The following is a 22,713-nucleotide window of genomic DNA, read 5'->3' as shown; positions in this document are numbered from 1 at the left end:
GAAAATCATGACGTTATTTAATCACTCAGCGAAAGAACTACAAGCACTTGTACATAGTAAAGAAGTTTCTTTAGTAGATTTGACTAACGAAGCTTTTGGACGTGTGGAAAAACTAGATGGCGAGGTAGAAGCCTTCTTAGCTTTGAACAAAGAAAAAGCATTAGAAACAGCTACAGAATTAGAAAAAGTTCCTTTTGAAGAACGTGGACCATTATTTGGGTTACCGATCGGAGTGAAGGATAATATCGTAACTGAAGGATTAGAAACGACTTGTGCAAGTAAAATTTTACAAGGATTCAATCCTATCTATGATGCAACTGTTGTGAAAAAGTTGCGCGAGGCTGGAATGATTACAATTGGTAAACTGAATATGGATGAGTTTGCAATGGGATCTTCCAATGAAAACTCAGCATATAAAACAACAAAAAATCCATGGTCATTAGATCGTGTTCCTGGTGGATCTTCAGGTGCATCTGCAGCAGCTGTAGCAGCTGGTGAAGTACCATTCTCCTTAGGCTCAGATACAGGTGGATCTATTCGTCAACCGGCATCCTATTGTGGTGTTGTTGGGATGAAACCTACATACGGACGTGTGTCCCGTTTTGGATTAGTAGCGTTTGCATCTTCTTTAGATCAAATTGGTCCAATCACTCGTAATGTAGAAGACAATGCACTACTTTTAGAAGCAATTTCTGGAGTTGATGCACATGACTCTACTTCGGCAGATGTTGAGGTTCCAAACTTTGCAGCTGCTCTTACTGGAGATATTAAAGGTCTTCGTATTGCCGTGCCTAAAGAGTATTTAGGAGAAGGTGTAAGTGAAGCGGTTCGTGGGTCTATTATGGATGCATTGAAAGTATTAGAAGCAAAAGGAGCTACTTGGGAAGAGGTTTCATTGCCACATTCTAAATATGCTTTAGCGACATATTATATTCTTTCTTCTTCAGAGGCTTCTTCTAACCTTTCTCGTTTTGATGGAATTCGTTATGGCTTCCGTGCTGAAAACGTAGAAAACTTATTGGACCTTTATAAAGAAACACGTGCGCAAGGATTTGGGGACGAAGTTAAACGTCGTATTATGCTTGGGACTTACTCGTTAAGTGCTGGAACATATGATGCTTACTATAAAAAAGCGCAGCAAGTTCGTACGCTTATCAAACAAGATTTCGATAAAGTTTTAGCTGACTATGATGTAATCGTAGGACCAACTGCACCAACTCCAGCATTCAAAATTGGAGAAAACGTAGAAGATCCATTGACGATGTATGCCAATGATATATTAACAATCCCAATTAACCTTGCAGGTTTGCCAGCAATTTCTATCCCTTGTGGATTTGAAGATGGAATGCCGCTAGGATTGCAAATTATCGGAAATTATTTTGATGAGTCCACGATTTATCGTGTAGCACATGTTTACGAGCAGTCTACTGATTTCCATAAACAAACTCCTCAAATATGGGAGGGAAAATAACATGAACTTTGAAACAGTTATTGGTTTAGAAGTACACGTTGAGTTAAAAACAGAGTCGAAAATCTTCTCATCCGCACCTAATCATTTTGGTGCTGAACCAAACACTAATACAACAGTAGTAGACCTAGGATACCCTGGTGTTTTACCAGTATTGAATAAAAATGTAGTCGATTTTGCGATGCGTGCAGCACTCGCATTAAATATGGAAATTGAACAAAATACAAAGTTTGATCGCAAAAACTATTTCTATCCAGATAATCCGAAAGCATATCAAATTTCACAATTTGATAAACCAATCGGTAAAAATGGTTGGGTTGAAATTGAAGTCAATGGTGAGAAAAAACGTATCGGGATTACTCGTCTACATATGGAAGAAGATGCTGGGAAGCTTTCACATGCAGATGGATATTCACTAGTAGACTTTAACCGTCAAGGAACTCCACTAGTAGAAATCGTTTCAGAGCCAGATATTCGTACTCCTGAGGAAGCATATGCTTACTTAGAAAAAGTTAAATCAATTATCCAATATACAGACGTTTCTGACTGTAAAATGGAAGAAGGATCTTTACGCTGTGATGCCAATATTTCTATTCGTCCATATGGTCAAGAGGAATTTGGGACTAAAACAGAGTTGAAGAACTTAAACTCTTTCAACTTTGTACGTAGAGGATTAGAGCACGAAGAGATTCGTCAAGCAGAAGTATTATCTACTGGTGGAATTATTGAACAAGAAACTCGTCGCTATGATGAGAAAACTGGTAAAACGATTCTTATGCGTGTTAAAGAAGGTACGGATGACTATCGTTATTTCCCAGAGCCAGATTTAGTGGATCTTGTAATTGATGATGCATGGTTAGAACGTGTACGTTCAGAAATCCCTGAACTACCTGATGCGCGTAAACAACGTTATATCCAAGAGCTTGGATTATCTCCATATGATGCACATGTATTAACATTGTCTAAAGATATGGCTAACTTCTTTGAAGCAACCATTGCTGATGGTGCAGACGTAAAACTGGCTGCTAACTGGATGATGGGTGAGGTTTCTGCTTACCTAAATGCAGACCAAAAAGAGTTGAAGGATATAGAGCTTACTCCTGCTAATCTTTCTGGAATGATCAAACTAATCTCTGATGGCACCATTTCTTCAAAAATTGCGAAAAAAGTATTCAAAGAGCTTGCTGATAATGGCGGAGACGCTGCGGAAGTAGTAAAAGCTAAAGGCTTAGTACAAATTTCGGACGAAGGCGCACTTCGTGAAATCGTTACAGCAACACTGGATGCTAACCCACAATCTATTGAAGATTTTAAAAACGGAAAAGACCGCGCAATCGGCTTCTTAGTTGGACAAATCATGAAAGCAACAAAAGGCCAAGCAAACCCGCCTCTTGTTAACAAAATCTTGAACGAAGAAATTACTAAACGCTAATACTCAAGGATACCCACTTTAAGTGGGTATCCTTTTTTGTGGGAATATTTAACTCGTCTCTTATATGGATGCAAAGTTCTCTCGGATAGCAGTTGATCGATCTTGTAGTGTGGATATTGGATATTTCGAGGTGTCTCTCGTAACGATTCGAAACGCTCTCGTATAGCAGTTGATCAGACTCACTAGTACAGAAATTTATGAATAAAATTGTATTTATTTCCAAGAAAACTGGTGCTATGATAAATGAATATTTATTTAACATATAAAGAGGTGAATCAAGGTGGAGCTATGTTTTATTGGTGGGGGTCATGTTTTAAAGGGTGAGCTAGATGATATATTTGAAGAATTGACGAAAAAGATTAAACCAAATGCAAAAGTTTTAGTAGTTCCTTTTGCGACAGAAGTTTCTAATTATGACAGCTGGATGGTAAATCTAAAACAGGCTTTTTCTACCTATACAAACACTACACTTAGATTATTACATGAGGACCTATCCAAAAATGAAATGGAAGATTTGATAAATGATAGCGATGTTCTGTATTTAATAGGCGGGAGACCAGAAAAATTACTTCAGCTGATTGAAGAAAAAGAACTTGCTAGAAGTATTGAAAATTTTCCTGGGTTATTAATCGGTTATAGTGCAGGGGCTTTAGCATTTTGTAAGGATTGTCTTTTAACTAAAGACGATGACTATCCGGAGTCCTTAGTCATAAAAGGTTAGGTTTAGTGGACTTTAGTGTGGAGGTGCATTATAACTAAGCATCTGATGACGAATTGTCTACTCTTTCCTCCGATCGTAGGATTTATGCTCTCCCTGATGGAAGTGCCATTTTCTACAAAGAAGGTAAGCTACATAAAAAAGTGAATGATGTCATTTTATTTGAATCGAAGAAAAAATCAATGGTATAGAAATTGGCTGTCTTTGATGACAGTCTTTTTTTTTTGAAAACGAATGGCACAGTTTGTGACACTAACATATAAAGATATTTGCTCAACTAAGTAATGAGGATGAAAATGTACACTTGGGTTATATTGATTTAGAGAGCGGAAAATTACATGAAATTAAAGCACCTCCATTTTCAGAGACGCTGTATTTGAAGACTATAATTCGATAAACGTAAAGGAAACCACTATGGTAAAAATAGAAGACAATGAGCAACATGAGTGAAAGACTTGTGCGACCACGCTTTACAGAAGAAGGCACGCTTGGGGTTAACGGTGAAGGGGAACAGATAAAGCTGTATTTACAGGGTGTAAACTTCGAACAATAATATAGTTTATATATTCATGAGTCTAGCTTGTTTGAATAACATTTAAAAACGAAGTATACTTAGAAAAAAGGGGGCTACTCACTTGACTACAGAACAACAGTATTTTGAAAATGCAAAACCACTAGCTCAATATATGGATGATATGACTACGAAAAAAGAAGAATCTTTCAGCATCTATGAAAAATTTGATGTGCCAGCGGATGATGAATTCATTCAAGTACTAAAGGATAGAGCGCCACATATATTAGTAATTACAGAAGACTGGTGTGGCGATGCAATGATGAACAATGCGATATTGCGTAAAATTGCAGAAGCAGCAAATGTAGAAGTACGTGCTGTTTATCGCGATGAAAACTTGGATTTAATTGACCAGTATTTAACAAATGGTGGTCGTTCAATTCCCGTTTATTTGTTGATAAGCAAAGATGGTGAAGTGATTTCTAAATGGGGTCCCCGTGCAGAGAGTGTTCAGCAATTCGTAATGGATGGCAGAGCTAAATTCCCAGCCAAAGAAGACCCATCATTTGAGGAAACTCAAAAAGAATTTTACGCACAAATGTCTAATGAATTTGTAAACAATCAAGAATTTCACCTAGCAGTATATGAAGCAATTCGTAATGCTTGGTTACCAGCACTACAAAAATAATTAGGCTGATCAAATTATTAAAGGAGTCGGCAACAGTCGACTCTTTTAATAGTGGAATGAAACTTTTTTTGATGAAACATAGTCTTTATAATAACAAGATTGTGAAACAGAAAGGAAATAAGTATGAAACGTGCACGAATTATCTATAATCCAACTTCTGGAAGAGAACTATTTAAAAAGAACTTAGCAGAAGTATTGGAAACGTTAGAGATTGCTGGGTATGAGACATCGTGTCACGCCACTACGCGTGAAGGTGATGCTACAGAGGCAGCGAGGAAAGCAGTGGAAAATGGCTTTGATATTATCATTGCATCTGGCGGAGATGGTACGCTAAATGAGGTTGTTGCAGGGGTAAGTGAATTCGAAAAGCGACCTAAAATTGGGCTGATTCCAATGGGGACGACGAATGACTTTGCAAGAGCAGTTCATATTCCAAGAGACATAAAAAAAGCTGTAGAGATTATTGTTAAAGGTGATTCTATTCCAGTTGACGTGGGATTAGTTAATGATCGCTATTTTATCAATATTGCTGGTGGTGGTCGAATTACCGAGCTTACGTATGATGTACCAAGTAAACTGAAAACAATGCTTGGGCAGCTTGCTTATTATTTAAAAGGGATTGAAATGCTTCCGTCGATTAAATCAACAAGAGTTAGAATTGAATATGACGGGGAAGTATTTGAAGACGAGGCAATGATGTTCCTAGTTGGTTTAACGAACTCGGTCGGTGGATTTGAAAAGCTTGCTCCAAGTTCAAGTATTAATGATGGATTGTTTTCTTTGTTAATATTGAAAAAGTTGAACATAGCAGAGTTTATCCGTGTGGCATCTTTAGCTTTACGGGGGGAACATTTAACGGATCCCCATGTTATTTTTAAAAAAGCAAAACATATTAAAGTAACTTCTGACGATATGGTTCTTTTAAATTTAGACGGAGAATACGGCGGAGTTATACCTGCAACATTCCAAAATTTACACAGACATATAGAGGTTTTCGTACCGATTGATGAAATACGTGACGAGGATAGACCTTAAGTAAAAGCTCAGCATTTTATTAAATGCTGAGCTTTTTTATATTGTTTTAGAAAACACCGATAGATAAAGTTCAATATTTTTGTTTTTGGGTAATATGATGGTAAAGGGGTGGAGCACATGTATAAGAAACAAGAGAAGTATTTAATGTGGCTTGCTTTTGTTGTGGCAGGAATCATGATGCTATCAATAGCGGGGAGAATATTTGGGAACTAGAATGGGGGAAGGCTGATGAATGAAGAATCGGTATTTTTTAGTCGCGTTTTAACCGAATTGACCTTATCGTTTCATATTATTTACGCAACTATTGGTGTTGGTGTACCTTTAATGATTATGATTGCCCAGTGGGTAGGTATTAAAAAGAATGATGAGCATTACATATTGTTAGCACGTAGGTGGGCGAGAGGATTCGTCATTACTGTAGCGGTAGGAGTTGTTACAGGGACCGCAATTGGTATGCAGTTGTCATTACTGTGGCCGAACTTTATGGAACTTGCGGGGAATATTATAGCTCTTCCTCTATTCATGGAGACTTTTGCTTTCTTTTTTGAAGCTATTTTCCTTGGTATTTACTTATATACTTGGGATCGATTTGAGAACCAAAAGAAGCATCTCCTGTTACTTATTCCAGTTGCCATTGGCGCTTCATTTTCCGCAGTTTTTATAACCATGGTAAATGCATTTATGAATGCCCCTCAAGGATTCGATATAGTTAACGGGGAATTAGTGAATATTAGCCCGCTGCTAGCCATGTTCAACCCTGCTATGCCAACAAAGGTTGCTCATGTAGTGGTAACGGCGTATATGACCTCTGCATTTGTGTTAGCGGCGATTGCAGCTTTTCGTTTATTGAAAGGCTCTAATCATATATACCATAAAAAAGCATTATTCTTAACGATGAAAGTAGGGTTAGTATTTTCAATTGCTACTGCTATTATTGGAGATTTCTCAGGAAAGTATTTAGCGGAGTATCAGCCTGAAAAACTAGCTGCAGCTGAATGGCATTTTGAAACGGAAGAAAGTGCGCCACTAATTCTCTATGGAATATTAGATGATGGAGAAGTGAAGTATGCAATAGAAATACCCTTTGCTTTGAGTATTCTCGCCCATTTCAATCCGACTGCAGAAGTGATTGGTTTAGATCAGTTCCCAGAGGATGAAACGCCGCCGTTATATATTCACTACTTGTTTGATATTATGGTGACGATTGGTATGTCGATGGTAGCACTTTCGGGACTATACTGGCTTGGTAAAATCCTGAAATGGTCCTTTGTCAATTCTAGATGGTACCGTTGGCTCATAGTTTTGGGAGGACCAGCGTCTATACTCGCTATTGAAGCTGGTTGGTGGCTTGCGGAAGTAGGAAGGCAGCCATGGATACTAAGAGGTATTATGCGGGTGGAAGATGCTGCAACGACCAGTCCACATGTCGATATCATGCTGATTTTATTTGCTGGTCTTTACCTAGTACTTGGAGTCGGAAGTATCGTAGTTTTAAGTCGTATGTTCAGAAAGAATCCAGTCGAGCAAGAAATAGAAGACAGACATGCTGAAAAGGGCGGTGATATGTTATGACATTAGAGATCATCGGAATTTTTGTGTTGTGGACGTTTCTTTTCGGATATTTAGTCGTTGCATCTATTGACTTTGGTGCAGGTTTTTTTAACGCGTATAGTTTACTCACAGGAAGGCAGAGGATATTAACGAATATTATACAGCGTTATTTGTCGCCAGTTTGGGAGGTAACGAATGTATTTTTAGTGTTTTTCTTTGTAGGGATTATCGGATTTTTCCCGAAAACTGCATTTTATTATGGTACGACCTTACTAGTTCCTGCAAGTATAGCTCTAATATTACTTGCGATTCGCGGCTCTTATTATGCTTTTGAAACATATGGTTCTAGAGGGCACAAGGGATACTCATTTATGTATGGTCTTGCTGGTCTTTTTATCCCGGCAGCTTTGTCTATTGTATTAACAATATCAGAAGGCGGCTTTGTTCATATGATCAATGATTCACCTACTCTCGATTACGAGGCATTATTTACAAGCCCACTCACATGGTCGATTGTTGTATTAAGTCTTTCTTCAGTATTGTATATTTCATCCGTGTTTTTGACCTGGTATGCCAATAAAGCAGGAGACATAGATGCGACAAGGCTGATGCGAAAGTATGCACTTATTTGGGCACTGCCGACGATAATAACAGCGGGTGGAATTATGGTAGAGCTTCGTTCACATAATCCGGATCATTACGAAAACATGCTTAATATTTGGTGGGCATTTGCATTATCACTATTACTTTTCATCGGTACAGTGTGGTTATTATGGTCGAAAAGAAGTTACGGATTGGCTTTTGTGTTATTAGGAGGCCAGTTTCTTATAGCATTCTTCGCATACGGATTTGCGCATCTCCCATATTTGCTGTATCCACATTTAACAATCTATGACAGCTTTACTAATGAAGCAATGGCTCTTGCTTTAATAGTCGCTTTTATAGCTGGGCTTGCTTTACTAATACCATCGCTATATTTACTACTGAGATTGTTTTTGTTCAATAAAGATTATGTACGTGGAAAAAAAGAAGATAATCACGCATAAGGAAGGAGCAAACTATGACAGAGTTTATGATATTTTATGCACCATTCATCGTATTAATCGGCTCCATTATCATAGCCTTTTGGGCAGCTTCTAAAGACGGGGCAGTGAAGGACGAATAAACGAATGTCCTCGGTCGACTTGATCGGGGACATTATTATGTTTTCAGTCAGATGGACCTAAAAAATTTATATGGCCAAAATAGATGAAATATAGTCCATAAATAGCACTATTACATGCAAGAAAGCCCTAAAAGTTAATAAGATAGCCCATTAAAATATTTATTGGACCTGGAAAGAATATCTTCTAAGAAAACACTAAAGGATATTTTAGTCTAATATCTATTCTGCTACAATTGGAGGGACAGGAAAGGGGTATTTTTGATGAAATATGATGTACTACTATTTGATTTAGATGACACTTTACTTGACTTTGGAATGACTGAACATAATGCATTTCGTTTTTTGTTTGAAGAGTATGGATTACCAAATGGTTTAAGTGATTATCTAGATACCTACAAGGCTATAAGTAAAAGCTTATGGGAAGACCTAGAATATGGTCGTATCACCTTAACAGAGCTAAAAGTCGAACGTTTTAAACGATTATTTACTGAACATTCCTTAGACATAGATCCGATTATATGCGGGCAGAAATACATAGAAAATTTAGGGAAAGAAGTTCATCTGATTGAGGGAGTAGAAGAAATGTTAGCAAGCATGAAAGATTTCCGAATCGCTCTTCTTACTAATGGATTTAAAGATGCACAGCATGCACGAGTAAATGGATCTTCTTTAAAGAATATTTTTGAAGCCATCATAACCTCGGAAGAAACAGGATTCCAAAAACCTCAAAAAGAAATTTTTGCATATGCATTAGAGAAGCTTCAAATTTCAGATCCATCTCGCGTATTAATGGTTGGGGATTCACTTTCTTCCGACATTCAAGGCGGAAATAATTTTGGGATTGATACATGTTGGTTCAATCCAAATAGAAAACAGAATCAAACTAATATAGAACCAACCTATGAAATTCATTCATGGGAGCAATTAGCTGGACTCGTTAAAATATTGGCAGTAGAAACAAAGTAATATTGGACCTCAAAATGAGGTTCTTTTTTATTTTTATTCTACTTATAGCATTTTATACAGTTTTTCAAAAAAGGATAATTGCTGCCTAGTGGCACATGATAAAACAAATTGAAGGAAGGAGATTTGTCTATGAAAAAACGTTGGGTTACTGTTATAACAGCGATTTTAATGTGTTTGGGAATAATGGGGTTTTCATTAGAAACAAATGCAGAAATGCCAGTAGATATAAAGTTAACGGCGAAACAACAAGAAGAGATGAAGTCTTTACAACAAGATGCGCTTAACCAAAAGAAAGAAATTATTAACAAATATGTTGAGTATGGTGTATTTTCTAAAGAAAAGGGACAAAAAGTAATAACCCATCTAGAGGAGCGCTATTTAAAACTGGAACAAAACGGATTTGTTCCAGTCATTCATGACGACTATAGAAAACATCGAAGTAATGAATCCTAATCTTATACTAAGCTAAAGTTCTAGTTAGGTTTTTCTGATTAATTTACCTCTGTCCTGCTATAAATTTCATATGCAAAATAGCCAAGTAGCAGGCCTGCCCCAGAGCCAAAAGATAAAGTGGATAATAATGAAAATGAGAAAAGTATATTAAATATAACCCCAACTACACATCCAAATAGCATTCCTAGAGGTATCAAACTGTCCAGTAAATCTTGTTGGTCGTTTGAATTTTTTCTGCCAGTCTTACCTTGCTTTTGTTTATGCTCAAGCTTTTTAATAATAAAGATCGCAATGCCTCCAACTATTACAACGGGCAGTACATTACCTATAATTTCCATAAGTAATTCCATCTTATTACCTCCATTCATTATCTAATTTTATTTATTTTTAACTTATTTTTTACAACATTCAGGCCAGTGTTTGCGGAAGATAGGCTTTTTAAATAAATAAAGCTATAACTAGTATAACATTTCTAAAAATTCTGTTATATATAGAAGGTTCACATAACTGGTGATTTTGTATAGAAGAATTGAAAAATAATTGATAATGCGTATGAGTCAGCAGACTTGTACGCATTCTTTTTGGTATAATGAATCAATCATAACTAGAACGGAGATTAACATTGAATACACCATTACAAAAAAATGATCAGTTAACAGTCTATATTGAAGATTTAACACATGACGGAGCGGGTGTGGCAAAGGTCGACGGATATCCTCTATTTATAGCAGGAGGCTTGCCGCATGAAACTGTGGAAGTCCACGTGCTTAAAACATTAAAAAACTATGGCTTTGCCAAGTTAAAAAATATCGTAGAGCCATCTCCATTTCGTGTAGAAGCACCGTGTCCAGTATTTTATGAATGTGGAGGCTGTCAGCTTCAGCATATGACATATGAAGGACAGCTTGCATGGAAGGAAAGTATGGTTCGCAATGTCATGAAACGCATAGGGAAAATAGATGCACCAGTTCTTCCTGTAAAAGGTATGGACAAGCCTTGGGAATATCGCAACAAATCTCAAATACCATTTGATTTAGAAAATGGTCAAGTTATTGCAGGCTTCTATCAAGCGAAATCTCATCGAATAGCAGATACGAATACTTGTTTAATACAATCAGATGAGGCAGATAGATTACTAAGAGCAGTAAAAGAAAATGCATTGAAACTGGATTTAGTTCCATACAATGAAGAAACGAAAAAAGGTCAGCTACGCCACTTAGTCGTCCGTAAGGGACGGGCAACTGGAGAAGTGATGGTTGTACTTGTAACGAAGCATGCAAAATTAGCGAAGCAAGAGGAAATTATTCAATTCATCCGTGAAGTAGAACCAAATGTGAAATCAATTGTTCATAATGTGAATAACCAGAACACAAATGTGATTTTTGGAAATGAAACAAACGTTATTTGGGGCAAAGCCGTTATTGAAGACTTAATCGGGGATGTTCGCTTTGAAATTTCAGCGCGCTCATTTTACCAAGTAAATCCTGTACAAACGGAGGTCCTATACAAGCAAGCACTGGATTATGCACAGCTAACAGGGGAAGAAACAGTAATTGACGCATATTGTGGAATTGGTACAATTTCATTATTTTTAGCGCAAAAAGCCAAACAAGTACTTGGAGTAGAGATCGTCCCACAGGCAATTGAAGACGCAAAACGAAATGCAGAGCTGAATGGTTTTACTAACACATACTTTGAGGCTGGACCTGCAGAGGAAGTTATTCCTAATTGGTACAAAGAAGGCAAGCATGCAGATGTCTTAGTAGTGGATCCACCGAGAAAAGGTTGTGACGAAGCACTATTAACGACAATTATAGAGCAGCGTCCAAAGCGTGTTGTTTATGTATCTTGTAACCCCGCAACGCTTGCTCGTGATTTGAGAATATTAGAAGACGGCGGTTATAAAACAAAAGAGGTTCAACCCGTGGATATGTTCCCGCAATCGACGCATTGTGAAGCGGTCGCTTGGTTAGAGTTAGTATAGAAAATATAATCAAAAAAGCTGTGTCAAAAATCCACGCTGTAGGGGGTTTTAGCACAGCTTTTTTGAGGTTATCTTTGTATCTGATCAAGATTTTTTTCATTACGCTTATGTTCTACATATTGCTTTTCTTTTCTAACTAAAGAAACTAAATTAGAAGTGAACGTATCTCACCTTTAAAACATCTGCTTTTGCTCCATTAATTTAAAGATTCAGCGAACTTGTATTAGCTCTGTAAGAAGTTATTATAACGTAATTTTACTTAAGTATGATTAAAGTGATTTTAATAATTTAATTACTTCTTTGGCAACTGCGCCACCGGATGCGGGATTTTGTCCTGTAACGATACGTTTATCAGTTACAGTGAATATCGACCAATCAGCATCTTTTACGTAATTTGCCCCTTTACGAACAAGTTCATCTTCAGTTAAAAATGGAACGACTTTATCTAGTCCAACAGCAATTTCTTCTGTGTTAGTAAAACCAGTCACTTTAGTATTTTTAATTAAATATTCACCGTCACCATTTTTAATATTTAATAATCCAACAACTCCGTGACAAACAGCAGAAACAACGCCACCGTTATCGTAAATGGTACTGGCAATGCTTTGTAGGTTTTCATCTTCTGGGAAATCCCACATAACACCGTGACCACCTGCATAATAGATAGCATCATAATCATTTGGGTTAATAGCGTCAGCCGATAAAGTAGTACTTAGCTTGTTTAAGAAATCATCATTTGAATAATATTGCCAATCCAATTCCGTCATTTGTTCAGCTTGTAGGCTGTGTGGGTCAAGTGGCGTGTGACCACCTTTAGGGCTTACATAATCAATTTGATAGCCTTCCTTTTCCATTTCAGCTGCAAAGTGAACAGCTTCCCCTAACCATAATCCTGTTGCGCGTTCTAAATTTGGATATTTAGAAATATTTGTTACTACTACTAAAATCTTTTTCATTATACATTCTCCTTTTGATTTGATACTATCAACCTTAAAGGTTAAACCATACTTTAAGTCAAGGAGGATGCCTCGTGTATACAATTCAACAAGCTAGTCTCTTAGTTGAAATTCCAGCAAGCTCAATTCGATACTATGAAAAAATAGATTTAATTCCATCAATAAAAAGAAATACACAAAATCATCGAATATTTGATGATCAAGATATTGAACTCCTAAAATTAATCAAATGTTTTCGAAATCTGGGCATGTCGATTGAGGATATACGAGAAAATATTTCAACTCTGAATTTAGAACAGGAAGAGATTAATACGCAAGCTATATTAGTTCAGCACAAGGAAAAATTAGAAGAGCAAATTGAGGTTTTAAACTCTTATATTCATGAAATCGATGGGAAAATAGTTACTAAAATAGCGGATTACCTGTAGAGCGTGCAAACAGAGAAGAGTTCGCTTAGGAACCGAGCCTAGTTCTAAAACCTTTTAATATTAAAAGGTTTTAGATGCTACATAATCAATACACCGCTCCACAAACTCCAGTTAGCTCTTTTTCAAAAGTAAAATAAAATTTACAATGGAAGCGCTAAAAATAGCTCCTTTTTAGTGAATGAAAATACGGAAATACGAAAGATCTATTTTTGTTGTACAAGTAATTATTAGATGTGTCATGCTGGATCCGACGACCAAAGAAAAAAGGTTGTTGAAAATAAATTAATAAAAATTGGCTCGACTTTATTAAACTAGGAACTGAGCCAAAATAATTAAACCCACCAGCACCTGTTGCCACATGCACTCCAAACATTGTGAAGCAGTCGCTTGGTTGGAGTTAGTATAATGAAAGAAGAACGAATTTCCGTTGTATGGAATTCGTTCTTTTCTCTTGTTGTTTTAAAAAAGATAAAATAATTTTTAGAAGGTAAGTCCATGAATACAACCTTGACTATTAATCAAAGGGGATAGACATCACTATTTGTAACTTTTGTGTGGAAAAATTCCAACTGACCTCTACAATTATCTGTCCCCATACTCACACTTTATTAATGAATGTCTTGAACTACTTTTTCTAAGAATTCACCCATTTGTTTAACGGCTGGCTCTGAAAAGTCAAAATTTACCCCAGTTTCTTTATAAATAGTTGCGATGGATTGATTGTAGTCTGCACTTGCACCTTTTTTAAAGGATTCAACTGCTTTCTCTGGGTTGTTCTGATAATTCTGCAGTATTTGTAGTGCACCAAGCATCGAGATGGAGTATTCAATAAGATAGAAAGGAACTTGGAAATAATGAAGGGTACCAGCCCAGCTCATCCCAATTTCTTCCTCCAGGCCAGAAGTATCAACAGGGTTTAAGCCATAAAGTTTTGAGATTTCAAAGTACTTTTCATCTCGCTCTTTGGAAGTGTGTTTAGGATTTGTATACATCCAATGCTGGAAGAGATCTCCTGCTAATGGTCCGATTAACATCGAAAATGCTCGTCTCAGCTCTTCACGCTGTGCGTTCTTAAAATCCTCCTCTTCTGGATAGAAACGGTCAAGCTTATCCAATAAGAGTAATTCCATCCCATGAGAATAAAGCTCAGCAACTTCACTTCGTCCTTTGTAGTCTTCAATGGGGCCGTGTTCGGATAACTGAAAATATCCATTCACTGCATGGCCCATTTCATGAATTAATGCGATAAGAGAGAAAAAGGAAGGACTAAAGTTCGCAAAAACAAAAGTATCCCCTGATACAGGTAAAGAAGTACAGAAACCACCTGGGACTTTACCTTTTCGGTCATCGAGGTCTAGTAACCCATTCGCTCTCATGTAATCGAAACGGTCTGCAAAAAATGGATCAGTTTTGCCTAACATTTCAGAAACGCCATCCATCAAAGTAGACACCTCAGAGTATGGTGGGTTTTTCATGAATTTAGCCGTGTTATCCCAAGGGCGATACTTATCGACACCAAGCTTTGTTTTAAAAACATTTGAGAGTCGATTCCAAGCGGGAATAATATATTTTGCTACATTTTCATGAAAGTCATAACAATCCTGGATGCTATATTCACGATTTTTCTCTATAAACATATAATCACGGTAATTTTCAAATCCTGCATTTAAAGCTATTTGATGGCGCAGTTGAATAAGCTCGTCCATGATGGCATCCATATCGGGCTTAATTTGACGATGGGCTGACATCATTGTGTGATAAGCTTTTTTTCGCACGGCTCTGTCTAGATGATCTAGAAGGGATTCGATAAATGGAAAAGGCTTTTCCTCTCCCTCCCATTCAACTGTTAAGCTACCCATAATTTCATCGTACTTAGTACAAAGCTCTTGTTCCTTTACAAGTAGTGGAATATTCTCTTCTCTGAAAAGTTTAACCTTCGACTCACGAACACGTCGCATCAAGCCGTAACGGTTATCATCTAATTGAGTAAAATAAGTAGAATCACAGCATTTATCATTTAACTTTGCTACGTATTTCATTAAAAGTGGTTGAATGGCTTGCTGATCGTGAAGATAAGTTGACTTGATGTCCGCATCTTCTGTGTTTCGGTAGAAGTCGACTTGGTGACCTGTCATCGCCTCATCGATTATAAACAGTAAATCCTTTTCGTCTTCTAACCACTTTTCTAAATCAGAAATGGATTCAATCGGAACAGCAAGTAAACTTTTAAACTGAGCTTCCACCCCTTCGACATCTTGTAAATCAATTAATTCTTTATAATAATTAGGACTTATATTTTGTGACATGAATGACTCTCCTTCTATCATATAATTATTTCAATAATTTAATTATTAAAACTATTATATTATAGATTGCTAGTTATTAACCCTTTTTAAAAAATAATTAACAAAGGATGCCTTAAGGGAAGATGAGTTTAGTTGAAGATAAAAAATAAAAATAGGCTCGATTCCCCAAGAATAGGAACCGAACTTATATAATTAATCTCACCAGCACCAACGGACATTGTAAGAAATACGAATGGGATAAAAGATAAAAAAAGCGTAGTAGTAAAGACCATAGCCATGGTTTCTACTACTATGCTTAATTTGTTTTAAAACAATAGATTTTCGCATTAATGAGCAAAACTTAAAGCTTCTCTACATTGTGATTTAAGCGCGTGAGAAATTGCTTGAGTTGCTGTAAATCACTATCTGAAAAATCATCGTAGAGATCATTCATAAATTGATCTTTAAACATTGTACAACCCTCTAATAATTCTCGTCCTTTATCAGAAATCGTTACAAGTACTTCACGATTGTTTTTTTCATTACGTTTGCGTTCGACATATTGCTGTTCTTCAAGCAACTTTAAGTGTCGCGTAATTGCCGATTGATCGATAGCTAAGGATTGTTGAAGTACTTTTTGTGAAACACTACCCTTTTTAATTAGAGAAGCTAAAATTTCATATCTAGTCAAACTAACTTCTGTTCTTTTTTCAAAAACTTGGGTTACATGCCGGTCTAATCTTTTCAACATCATAATCATTTGTTTTTTATCATCCAAACAAACTTCCATACTATTCCTCCTCACATTGATTGCTTTTCGTTTTGCACGCATTAAAAATTGAGTTCAAATTCGGCATTTATTATAGAAGATTTTTAGGTGTTTCATAATGTACGCCAGATGCTCTATGTGACATTGAACAGAGGGACGCTATGTCTAAACCTATATAATAGCATTTTCGTTTGTTAGAAAGGATAACAAAATCAAATTTACATGAATTAAGAGCTGAAATGCCTTATTTAGCTAGAAAAGCGAATAATTTGTTCAAACGGTAAACGTGATGAGTTACGTGCTGGCATAGCCGCTTTACCGATAGCGATTAACACCATTGGTATCTCATTTGCAGGTAGCTCGTATTTTTGAGCGAATGCTGCTTTATCGAAGCCACCCATAATTACAGTGTCGTAACCCATATCCTTCGATAAAAGTACGATTTGCATAGTAATTAAACCAGCATCTAAATGTGCAATGTTTGTCCGTTGTTCATTCGATAAATCGCTATACGTGGATTCCGAGTTGGCGATCATCATATCAGCAATATCGCGTGGCATATAGCCTAGCTCAACATTTAAATCATTAATTTGTTTAGCGTTTTTATGCATTTCATTATCACCTAATACAGCAATAATCGCTGAAGATGTTTCAATTTGTGCCTGATTAAAACCAGCAATACGTAATTCTTTCTTTTGTTCTTGATCATCAATAACTAGGAAGCGCCAAGGCTGTAAGTTACTTGATGATGGAGCTGATGTAGCTTGCTGTAAAATATGCTCGATTGTTTCGCGAGGAATCGTAACGCCCGACTCATACTTACGCACAGATTTACGCTCCTCCATTAATTGTTCTAAAGCAGTTTTTTGTTGTATCATATTTTCCACCCTTTTTTTATTGAAATATAAATCTATGGTCATTATAGTTGATTAATCAATAGTTGACAAGTCATGTGTTTGGTTGGAATTTTTAATAGGAGAAGGATTAAAAAATAGGAAGGTGTTTTGATTCGATTGTTTATGCATATGAAAGATAGCTTGAGGAGTAGGGAAACATCTTATCTTTGTTGGAACTGGTTTAATAGTGAAATTAAAAGCAGATGGTATAGAAGTGCTGGTATCGCACATCTAAACCATCTGCTTGTTATTATAGATGATAATCTCTTGATTTAATTTAATAATAACAGGGAGATAAAATCGATTGTTGAATAAATTTGAGCTAGTTTAATCAATAAAAATATTGCTGTATCAAAATCCACGATTGAATGGGTTTTGGCAAAGCAGTTTGTTTGCGGTTTTTGAATTGCAGTTAATTATCTCGATTGTTTTTACACCGGGTGCAACGCTGATCTAACACATTAAATTGAGATTTTTTAACGTTTTATATTTTCGTATTTAGTCCGACCTACCTAAAATTAAGACTAATTTATTTTCTCTTATTCTTACCCATTTTCTCGTTTCCACGTTTAAAGTTACCTGTAATTTTCGCTAACAATAATTGTACTTCTAACATATTATTTTCAACTGCTTTAATTCTTGCTATAAGACGCTCAGCCTCCTTATCCTTTACAACTTTAATCTGTTTACCTTTGTAATTGATTGTTACCGTTCCATTTTTCGTTATTTGATAAGTAAATGGTTCCTCACTTAATCTGTTTCGTTTATCTATTTCGCTCACTATACCAGCTCCCTAATTATTTTGGTTTTCTTATTATATTCAAATAAATAAGCCAACAATCCAATGAAATTAAGTTTACGTTGAAATATAAAAGAGATAGAATCGAAATTTTAAATTTTCCTAACTTAGCTATAACTATATATTGCATATAAGCATTACCAATTACTAGACTAAAATCGAAAAAGATTGTTGCGTATGCAATACGATAACCAAGAATTCCTGAAAGAGCTGTGGAATACCACGTTTAATGGGGTGTCCGAATGAAAGAAAAACTAGACAAATTAGAACTTATCTAGTTAAATAAATCATGGAAAAACACAAGCTTGTTGGGATTACTGTCAAATAAGGTTTTACTTAGAGGAGAAAGCATGGAAAAAATTAAAAAATACTTCGGTGAATTTAATATGACCTGGCCAAGAGTTATTCTTTTGGCTATTATTACAGCCGTATATACTGCCCTTATCAATCAGGTGTCTTTTTTGAAAGGTACCTCATTTCAGGACATAGCTATTTATGTTGACTGTTGGTTTCTTTTTGCCATTTTCATTATTGTTAATTGCCAAAAGTGGTGGGAAGCTTCGCTTAAATGTTTCGTGTTCTTCCTTGTCAGCCAGCCTCTTATTTTTTTGATTGAGGTACCGTTTTACGAATATGGTTGGGAGATATTCCATTATTATGAATACTGGTTTAAAATCACAATTCTGACCCTGCCTGGTGCTGTGATAGCATTCCAACTCAAAAAGAAAAACTGGCTCAGTGTCCTAGTTCTATCCGTGGCAACAGGTTATCTTTCCGCCGCTAGCGTCCGTTATTTCAGAACTGCAATGGCAAATTTCCCGAATCATTTACTCAGCTCTATTTTCTGCCTTGCTCTGGCCATTTTCTTCGTTTTTATTTTGCTAGATAAGAAAAAGCACCGCATCGCAGCGCTTACTGTCATAGCTGCAGTTCTTATTACGTTTGTTAGCATCACTGGAGTAGACAAGTCCAAGGATATATTCCTTGACGATGGAAATTGGGCATACTCGATGGAGGATGAGTCTGTTGTCGTTGTCGAGATTAAAGATGGGAACCATGTCGTGCTTACGGCAAAGCATGATGGCAATACGTTCATCCGCTTTGAAAATGCTGACGGTAGTGAGCAAAACTACTATATTACTGTAAGCGGCGGCAACATTTGGATTAACCTGCTTGACGAAAACTGAACTTTTACTCCACGCTCAGCATCATGACAATGTGAAGTCGTCTCGTGGTTGGAGTTAGTATAAAAGGAACAAAGCGGTAAGAGTAATACCTAAAAAGGTAGCATTTAATAATGCAGCTAATTGGCTGGTATGAGTTCGGTTTTTTACCGGCTCATGCTCGCCAATTTTTGTTTAATCCGTTCATTGTTGTAAAAAGTCCTGATCTCACTAAATTGGAGCAAGCCTATGAAATGGTTGGAACTGTTGGGCGGATTCTAATAGTAGAGTCCGTTCTTTTTTACGTTGTTCCAATAAGGATTATAGGTGTTTTTGGTTAAAATTTATTGAACGTAAGAGGCAAATTAACATGCAAGTTTCTTTAAATAAGTGGATGGTTTAGAAGGGCAGGAATGCATTTCAAATCCGTCTGCTTTTTCATTCCACCTATCTTTAATTCGTCATGAATGTTGGTGAGTAAGTATTAGAATTAGTTGGCGGAAGAATTCATAACTTTATATGTCTACCTTCGTAACATTCAAGTAAATCAATTAGATTTTTCTCCTAGGTAGTATTGATAATCCACTTCTTATGTAAATTTTCTGATTATTAAACTGAATAATATCCCGGTCTAGTGTATATTAAGGATAAATAAAATAACTAATTACGCAGGAATGGTTGCGTTAGTTGAAAGGAATGTTCAATGAGTAGGATTATTTTTTCGACAGAGAGTGGCGCTGATTTACCGAAAGACCTGGTTGAGAAACATCAAATCCAAGTAGTGCCGATGCATGTCATCATGGATGGGAAGGATTACTTAGATGGTGAGTTACCGGTAGAGGATGTTTTTGATTATCATAGTCGCACGAAAAAAATACCATCTACAACAGCAACGAATATACATGAGTACCATGAATTGTTTACGAAAATTAGAAAAGATTTTCCTGATAGCATCATTATTCATATTGGATATACGTCCAAAGCATCTGCTTCCTTTCAAAGTGCATTAATCGCAGCGGAAGATTTTGAAGATCTTCTTCTAATTGATGCGCTAAATGTAACAGGTGGATTAGCTGCAATCGTGATGTATGCTGTAACTTTGCTTGAGGAAGAACCTTCCATTAGCCATGTTCACTTAATGGAAAAAATAGAATCTGTAGTTCCTAAAACAAGACTGGCTTTCCTTCCCGGCAGTTTAGATTTTCTAAGGTCTGGTGGAAGGGTAAGTAACGTTGCTTATATTGGAGGAGTACTATTAAAAATAAAGCCCTGCATCGAATTAGTAGAAGGAAAGCTTGTTTCAACTAGAAAATATCGTGGAAGTATGAGCATAGTTGCGGAAAAGCTCATGCGAGACTACTTAAACCAATACGATATTGATAGAAAGCAGCTGTATTTAATCTACTCTATTGGACTTGATGAGAGTATTAAAAGACGAATGGATGAAATCGCGAAGGAAGCAGGTTTCGAGAAAATCACATGGATGCAAGCAGGTGCAATGATTTCTACCCATGCTGGACCAGGTGGTTTTGGGATTGCAGGAGTGGAATGTTAGAAATTTTAGAGGGATTTAGTATATAAATAAAAGAGAGTAAAATCTAAGCAGGGAGATTCACTCACTTTGGCTGAGATTGTGGATAGTCCTTAGTTAACTAGTCTTTACAACATCTGAGCCGATTGATATATTAAGTGTTAATATCAAAAATAAAGATTAGGGAAAAGGGGTTTGAAAAGTGGATGTTAGATACCCAATTGGAGAATTACAAGTTCCTGAAAAAGTAACATTAGAAAATATTCAAGAATGGTTAAAGGAAATTAGAACGTATACGGTGCGACTTAGAGAAACGGTTGACACATTAAGTGATGAAGAGTTAAACAAAACGTATCGTGAAGGTGCATGGACAGTTCGTCAGCTTGTTCACCACATTGCAGATTCACAGTTGAACATGTACCAACGTTTGAAGCTAGCTTTAACTGATGAGAATCCAGTAGTACCAGGATTTAGTGAGGAGAAGTGGGCAATACAACCAGATACAATACTTCCTGTAGAAAGTTCTATCAAAATGCTAGAAGGTATAAATGAGCGTATTGTTTCTTTAGGGCAGGATTTAACTGAAGACCAATTAAAACGAGTATTTACTCATCAAACAAACGGCGAAATAACAGTGGCGAAAAAAGTTGCAAAACTGGCTTGGCACGAAGAGCATCACTTAGCTCATATAAAGATCGCATTATCCAATTAATATAATAATTAAAATAACAGACGGTTGAGAATTGCGATAATGCACTTCTCAACCGTCTGTTTGGTTTTAGATTTTTTAGTATCAAACATGGTAGAAGAAAAATTATATAAGCTAGGTTATACTATAATAATGACTTTATTATTTTAACCAACAGATAACACCATAGTGAGAGGATTTGAATTTTAGTATGATAGATAATTTTTGGCGAGATTTACCACGACCATTTTTTGTACTTGCGCCAATGGAAGATGTGACGGATGTTGTTTTTCGTCAAGTTGTAAGTCAAGCTGGTAGACCAGACGTGTTTTTTACGGAGTTTACAAACTCAGATAGCTATTGTCATCCAGAAGGGATGAAAAGTGTCCGTGGTCGCTTAATTTTCACTGAAGATGAACAGCCAATGGTGGCACATATATGGGGAGATAATCCTGAGTATTTTCGTCAAATGAGTATTGGTATGGCAGAGTTAGGATTTAAAGGTATTGATATTAATATGGGATGCCCTGTACCGAATGTGGCTACTAGAGGAAAAGGAAGCGGACTTATCCTTCGTCCAGATGTTGCAGCGGAACTTATACAAGCAGCAAAAGCAGGAGGACTGCCAGTCAGTGTGAAGACAAGACTTGGTTTTACGGAACTAGAGGAGATGCATGACTGGCTGACACATATTTTGAAACAAGACATTGCGAATCTTTCCATTCATCTACGGACAAGGAAGGAAATGAGCCAAGCAGATGCCCATTGGGAGCTCATTCCGGAAATAAAAAAATTACGCGATTCTATAGCACCAAATACGCTACTAACAATTAACGGGGACATTCCTGACCGTAAAAAAGGTTTGGAGCTTGCTGAAAAATACGGTATTGATGGAGTGATGATTGGACGAGGTATTTTTAAAAATCCATTCGCTTTTGAAAAAGAACCAAAGGACCATTCCACTACTGAATACCTGAATCTGCTAAGATTACAACTGGATTTACAAGATCAATATGCAGAAGAATTACCACGATCAATCACAGGACTGCATCGCTTCTTCAAAATATATGTCAAAGGATTCCCTGGAGCTGGGGAGTTAAGAAACCAATTGATGAATACAAAGTCAACGGATGAAGTGCGTGCTTTGCTTGATAAATTCGAGGAACAAAGTGAAGAGACGGAGAAAACAGTAGAATGATTAGAAACAGTGAGTAGAATTTCGTACTC

The 22,713-nt window shown here is 36.6% G+C and carries 23 protein-coding genes; 17 read left to right on the top strand and 6 right to left on the bottom strand.

The features are described 5' to 3' along the window. The first annotated feature begins 7 nt into the window (after positions 1 to 7). From gatA to MHI47_RS15960, 10 genes are all read left to right on the top strand, one after another. Entirely contained in the window at positions 8 to 1,471 is a 1,464-nt protein-coding gene (gene gatA, locus MHI47_RS16000) for an Asp-tRNA(Asn)/Glu-tRNA(Gln) amidotransferase subunit GatA (RefSeq protein ID WP_093538051.1), read from the top strand. 1 nt (position 1,472) lies between these two features. Continuing rightward, entirely contained in the window at positions 1,473 to 2,900 is a 1,428-nt protein-coding gene (gene gatB, locus MHI47_RS15995) for an Asp-tRNA(Asn)/Glu-tRNA(Gln) amidotransferase subunit GatB (RefSeq protein WP_340763481.1), read from the top strand. Positions 2,901 to 3,180: 280 nt separating this feature from the next. After that, a complete protein-coding gene (locus MHI47_RS15990; protein ID WP_340831460.1) occupies positions 3,181 to 3,621 on the top strand; it encodes a Type 1 glutamine amidotransferase-like domain-containing protein in 441 nt (146 codons plus the stop codon). A gap of 632 nt (positions 3,622 to 4,253) precedes the next feature. Continuing rightward, complete coding sequence (locus MHI47_RS15985; protein ID WP_093538054.1) at positions 4,254 to 4,817, top strand: thioredoxin family protein; 564 nt, start codon at positions 4,254 to 4,256, stop codon at positions 4,815 to 4,817. 123 nt (positions 4,818 to 4,940) lie between these two features. Then, positions 4,941 to 5,852, top strand: coding sequence for a diacylglycerol kinase (locus MHI47_RS15980; RefSeq protein ID WP_340770229.1), 912 nt, complete (start codon positions 4,941 to 4,943; stop codon positions 5,850 to 5,852). A gap of 225 nt (positions 5,853 to 6,077) precedes the next feature. Continuing rightward, on the top strand, positions 6,078 to 7,424 hold the full coding sequence (locus MHI47_RS15975) for a cytochrome ubiquinol oxidase subunit I (protein WP_093538056.1): 1,347 nt from the start codon (positions 6,078 to 6,080) through the stop codon (positions 7,422 to 7,424). Further along, positions 7,421 to 8,449: a cytochrome d ubiquinol oxidase subunit II gene (locus tag MHI47_RS15970; RefSeq protein ID WP_093538057.1), complete on the top strand. Its 1,029-nt coding sequence runs from the start codon at positions 7,421 to 7,423 to the stop codon at positions 8,447 to 8,449. Before MHI47_RS15975 ends, MHI47_RS15970 begins: the two co-directional genes overlap by 4 nt. A gap of 14 nt (positions 8,450 to 8,463) precedes the next feature. Beyond that, positions 8,464 to 8,568 (top strand): cytochrome bd oxidase small subunit CydS, encoded by a 105-nt coding sequence (cydS, locus tag MHI47_RS20225; protein WP_407691719.1) that lies wholly within the window; start codon positions 8,464 to 8,466, stop codon positions 8,566 to 8,568. 261 nt (positions 8,569 to 8,829) lie between these two features. Continuing rightward, on the top strand, positions 8,830 to 9,534 hold the full coding sequence (locus tag MHI47_RS15965) for a YjjG family noncanonical pyrimidine nucleotidase (protein ID WP_093538058.1): 705 nt from the start codon (positions 8,830 to 8,832) through the stop codon (positions 9,532 to 9,534). A 129-nt stretch (positions 9,535 to 9,663) separates the two neighbouring features. After that, positions 9,664 to 9,987 (top strand): YckD family protein, encoded by a 324-nt coding sequence (locus MHI47_RS15960; protein WP_340831459.1) that lies wholly within the window; start codon positions 9,664 to 9,666, stop codon positions 9,985 to 9,987. 38 nt (positions 9,988 to 10,025) lie between these two features. On the opposite strand, the gene MHI47_RS15955 is transcribed toward MHI47_RS15960, so the two are convergent. Continuing rightward, positions 10,026 to 10,325: a hypothetical protein gene (locus MHI47_RS15955; RefSeq protein ID WP_093538191.1), complete on the bottom strand. Its 300-nt coding sequence runs from the start codon at positions 10,323 to 10,325 to the stop codon at positions 10,026 to 10,028. 284 nt (positions 10,326 to 10,609) lie between these two features. On the opposite strand from MHI47_RS15955, the gene rlmD reads away from it, so the two are divergent. Next, positions 10,610 to 11,971, top strand: a complete 1,362-nt coding sequence (gene rlmD / locus MHI47_RS15950; RefSeq protein WP_340831457.1) for a 23S rRNA (uracil(1939)-C(5))-methyltransferase RlmD — start codon at positions 10,610 to 10,612, stop codon at positions 11,969 to 11,971. Positions 11,972 to 12,240: 269 nt separating this feature from the next. Here rlmD and MHI47_RS15945 read toward each other — a convergent pair whose 3' ends face one another. Further along, complete coding sequence (locus tag MHI47_RS15945) at positions 12,241 to 12,927, bottom strand: type 1 glutamine amidotransferase domain-containing protein (RefSeq protein ID WP_340831455.1); 687 nt, start codon at positions 12,925 to 12,927, stop codon at positions 12,241 to 12,243. Positions 12,928 to 13,001: 74 nt separating this feature from the next. Here MHI47_RS15945 and MHI47_RS15940 point away from each other — a divergent pair, with 74 nt between their 5' ends. Then, positions 13,002 to 13,355 (top strand): MerR family transcriptional regulator, encoded by a 354-nt coding sequence (locus MHI47_RS15940; protein ID WP_340831454.1) that lies wholly within the window; start codon positions 13,002 to 13,004, stop codon positions 13,353 to 13,355. A 608-nt stretch (positions 13,356 to 13,963) separates the two neighbouring features. On the opposite strand, the gene MHI47_RS15935 is transcribed toward MHI47_RS15940, so the two are convergent. From MHI47_RS15935 to MHI47_RS15920, 4 genes are all read right to left on the bottom strand, one after another. Beyond that, a complete protein-coding gene (locus MHI47_RS15935) occupies positions 13,964 to 15,661 on the bottom strand; it encodes a M3 family oligoendopeptidase (protein ID WP_340831453.1) in 1,698 nt (565 codons plus the stop codon). 340 nt (positions 15,662 to 16,001) lie between these two features. Next, the gene (locus tag MHI47_RS15930; protein ID WP_093538070.1) at positions 16,002 to 16,430 is read right to left on the bottom strand and encodes a MarR family winged helix-turn-helix transcriptional regulator; all 429 of its coding nucleotides are present in this window, start codon (positions 16,428 to 16,430) and stop codon (positions 16,002 to 16,004) included. Positions 16,431 to 16,657: 227 nt separating this feature from the next. Continuing rightward, on the bottom strand, positions 16,658 to 17,287 hold the full coding sequence (locus tag MHI47_RS15925; RefSeq protein WP_340763470.1) for a nitroreductase family protein: 630 nt from the start codon (positions 17,285 to 17,287) through the stop codon (positions 16,658 to 16,660). Positions 17,288 to 17,834: 547 nt separating this feature from the next. Then, positions 17,835 to 18,086, bottom strand: coding sequence for a hypothetical protein (locus tag MHI47_RS15920; protein WP_093538072.1), 252 nt, complete (start codon positions 18,084 to 18,086; stop codon positions 17,835 to 17,837). Positions 18,087 to 18,454: 368 nt separating this feature from the next. Here MHI47_RS15920 and MHI47_RS15915 point away from each other — a divergent pair, with 368 nt between their 5' ends. The 5 genes from MHI47_RS15915 to MHI47_RS15895 all read left to right on the top strand — a co-directional run bounded on the left by MHI47_RS15915 (position 18,455) and on the right by MHI47_RS15895 (position 22,684). Then, positions 18,455 to 19,291 carry a hypothetical protein gene (locus MHI47_RS15915; RefSeq protein WP_093538073.1) on the top strand — a complete coding sequence of 279 codons (837 nt, stop codon included), beginning with the start codon at positions 18,455 to 18,457 and terminating at the stop codon, positions 19,289 to 19,291. A 110-nt stretch (positions 19,292 to 19,401) separates the two neighbouring features. Next, the gene (locus MHI47_RS15910) at positions 19,402 to 19,608 is read left to right on the top strand and encodes a hypothetical protein (protein ID WP_093538074.1); all 207 of its coding nucleotides are present in this window, start codon (positions 19,402 to 19,404) and stop codon (positions 19,606 to 19,608) included. 362 nt (positions 19,609 to 19,970) lie between these two features. After that, positions 19,971 to 20,822 carry a DegV family protein gene (locus MHI47_RS15905; protein ID WP_340831452.1) on the top strand — a complete coding sequence of 284 codons (852 nt, stop codon included), beginning with the start codon at positions 19,971 to 19,973 and terminating at the stop codon, positions 20,820 to 20,822. 178 nt (positions 20,823 to 21,000) lie between these two features. Beyond that, the gene (locus MHI47_RS15900) at positions 21,001 to 21,510 is read left to right on the top strand and encodes a YfiT family bacillithiol transferase (RefSeq protein ID WP_093538076.1); all 510 of its coding nucleotides are present in this window, start codon (positions 21,001 to 21,003) and stop codon (positions 21,508 to 21,510) included. 187 nt (positions 21,511 to 21,697) lie between these two features. Next, positions 21,698 to 22,684 (top strand): tRNA dihydrouridine synthase, encoded by a 987-nt coding sequence (locus tag MHI47_RS15895; RefSeq protein WP_340763464.1) that lies wholly within the window; start codon positions 21,698 to 21,700, stop codon positions 22,682 to 22,684. Positions 22,685 to 22,713 lie beyond the last annotated feature (29 nt).

The organism is Psychrobacillus sp. FSL H8-0487 (genome assembly GCF_038008385.1).
In the GTDB taxonomy this organism is placed as follows: Bacteria; Bacillota; Bacilli; order Bacillales_A; family Planococcaceae; genus Psychrobacillus; species Psychrobacillus psychrotolerans.
This window is presented reverse-complemented; position numbering and strand designations above follow the sequence as displayed.

Bases quoted from the DNA above. Each gene is read 5' to 3' on its own strand.
- MHI47_RS15925 (WP_340763470.1), bottom strand. From the start codon at position 17,287: ATGATACAACAAAAAACTGCTTTAGAACAATTAATGGAGGAGCGTAAA.
- MHI47_RS15980 (WP_340770229.1), top strand. From the start codon at position 4,941: ATGAAACGTGCACGAATTATCTATAATCCAACTTCTGGAAGAGAACTA.
- gatA (WP_093538051.1), top strand. From the start codon at position 8: ATGACGTTATTTAATCACTCAGCGAAAGAACTACAAGCACTTGTACAT.
- MHI47_RS15935 (WP_340831453.1), bottom strand. From the start codon at position 15,661: ATGTCACAAAATATAAGTCCTAATTATTATAAAGAATTAATTGATTTA.
- MHI47_RS15955 (WP_093538191.1), bottom strand. From the start codon at position 10,325: ATGGAAATTATAGGTAATGTACTGCCCGTTGTAATAGTTGGAGGCATT.
- MHI47_RS15915 (WP_093538073.1), top strand. From the start codon at position 18,455: ATGGAAAAAATTAAAAAATACTTCGGTGAATTTAATATGACCTGGCCA.
- MHI47_RS15930 (WP_093538070.1), bottom strand. From the start codon at position 16,430: ATGGAAGTTTGTTTGGATGATAAAAAACAAATGATTATGATGTTGAAA.
- MHI47_RS15960 (WP_340831459.1), top strand. From the start codon at position 9,664: ATGAAAAAACGTTGGGTTACTGTTATAACAGCGATTTTAATGTGTTTG.
- MHI47_RS15965 (WP_093538058.1), top strand. From the start codon at position 8,830: ATGAAATATGATGTACTACTATTTGATTTAGATGACACTTTACTTGAC.
- gatB (WP_340763481.1), top strand. From the start codon at position 1,473: ATGAACTTTGAAACAGTTATTGGTTTAGAAGTACACGTTGAGTTAAAA.
- MHI47_RS15945 (WP_340831455.1), bottom strand. From the start codon at position 12,927: ATGAAAAAGATTTTAGTAGTAGTAACAAATATTTCTAAATATCCAAAT.
- MHI47_RS15970 (WP_093538057.1), top strand. From the start codon at position 7,421: ATGACATTAGAGATCATCGGAATTTTTGTGTTGTGGACGTTTCTTTTC.
- MHI47_RS15910 (WP_093538074.1), top strand. From the start codon at position 19,402: ATGCAGCTAATTGGCTGGTATGAGTTCGGTTTTTTACCGGCTCATGCT.
- MHI47_RS15905 (WP_340831452.1), top strand. From the start codon at position 19,971: ATGAGTAGGATTATTTTTTCGACAGAGAGTGGCGCTGATTTACCGAAA.
- MHI47_RS15895 (WP_340763464.1), top strand. From the start codon at position 21,698: ATGATAGATAATTTTTGGCGAGATTTACCACGACCATTTTTTGTACTT.
- cydS (WP_407691719.1), top strand. From the start codon at position 8,464: ATGACAGAGTTTATGATATTTTATGCACCATTCATCGTATTAATCGGC.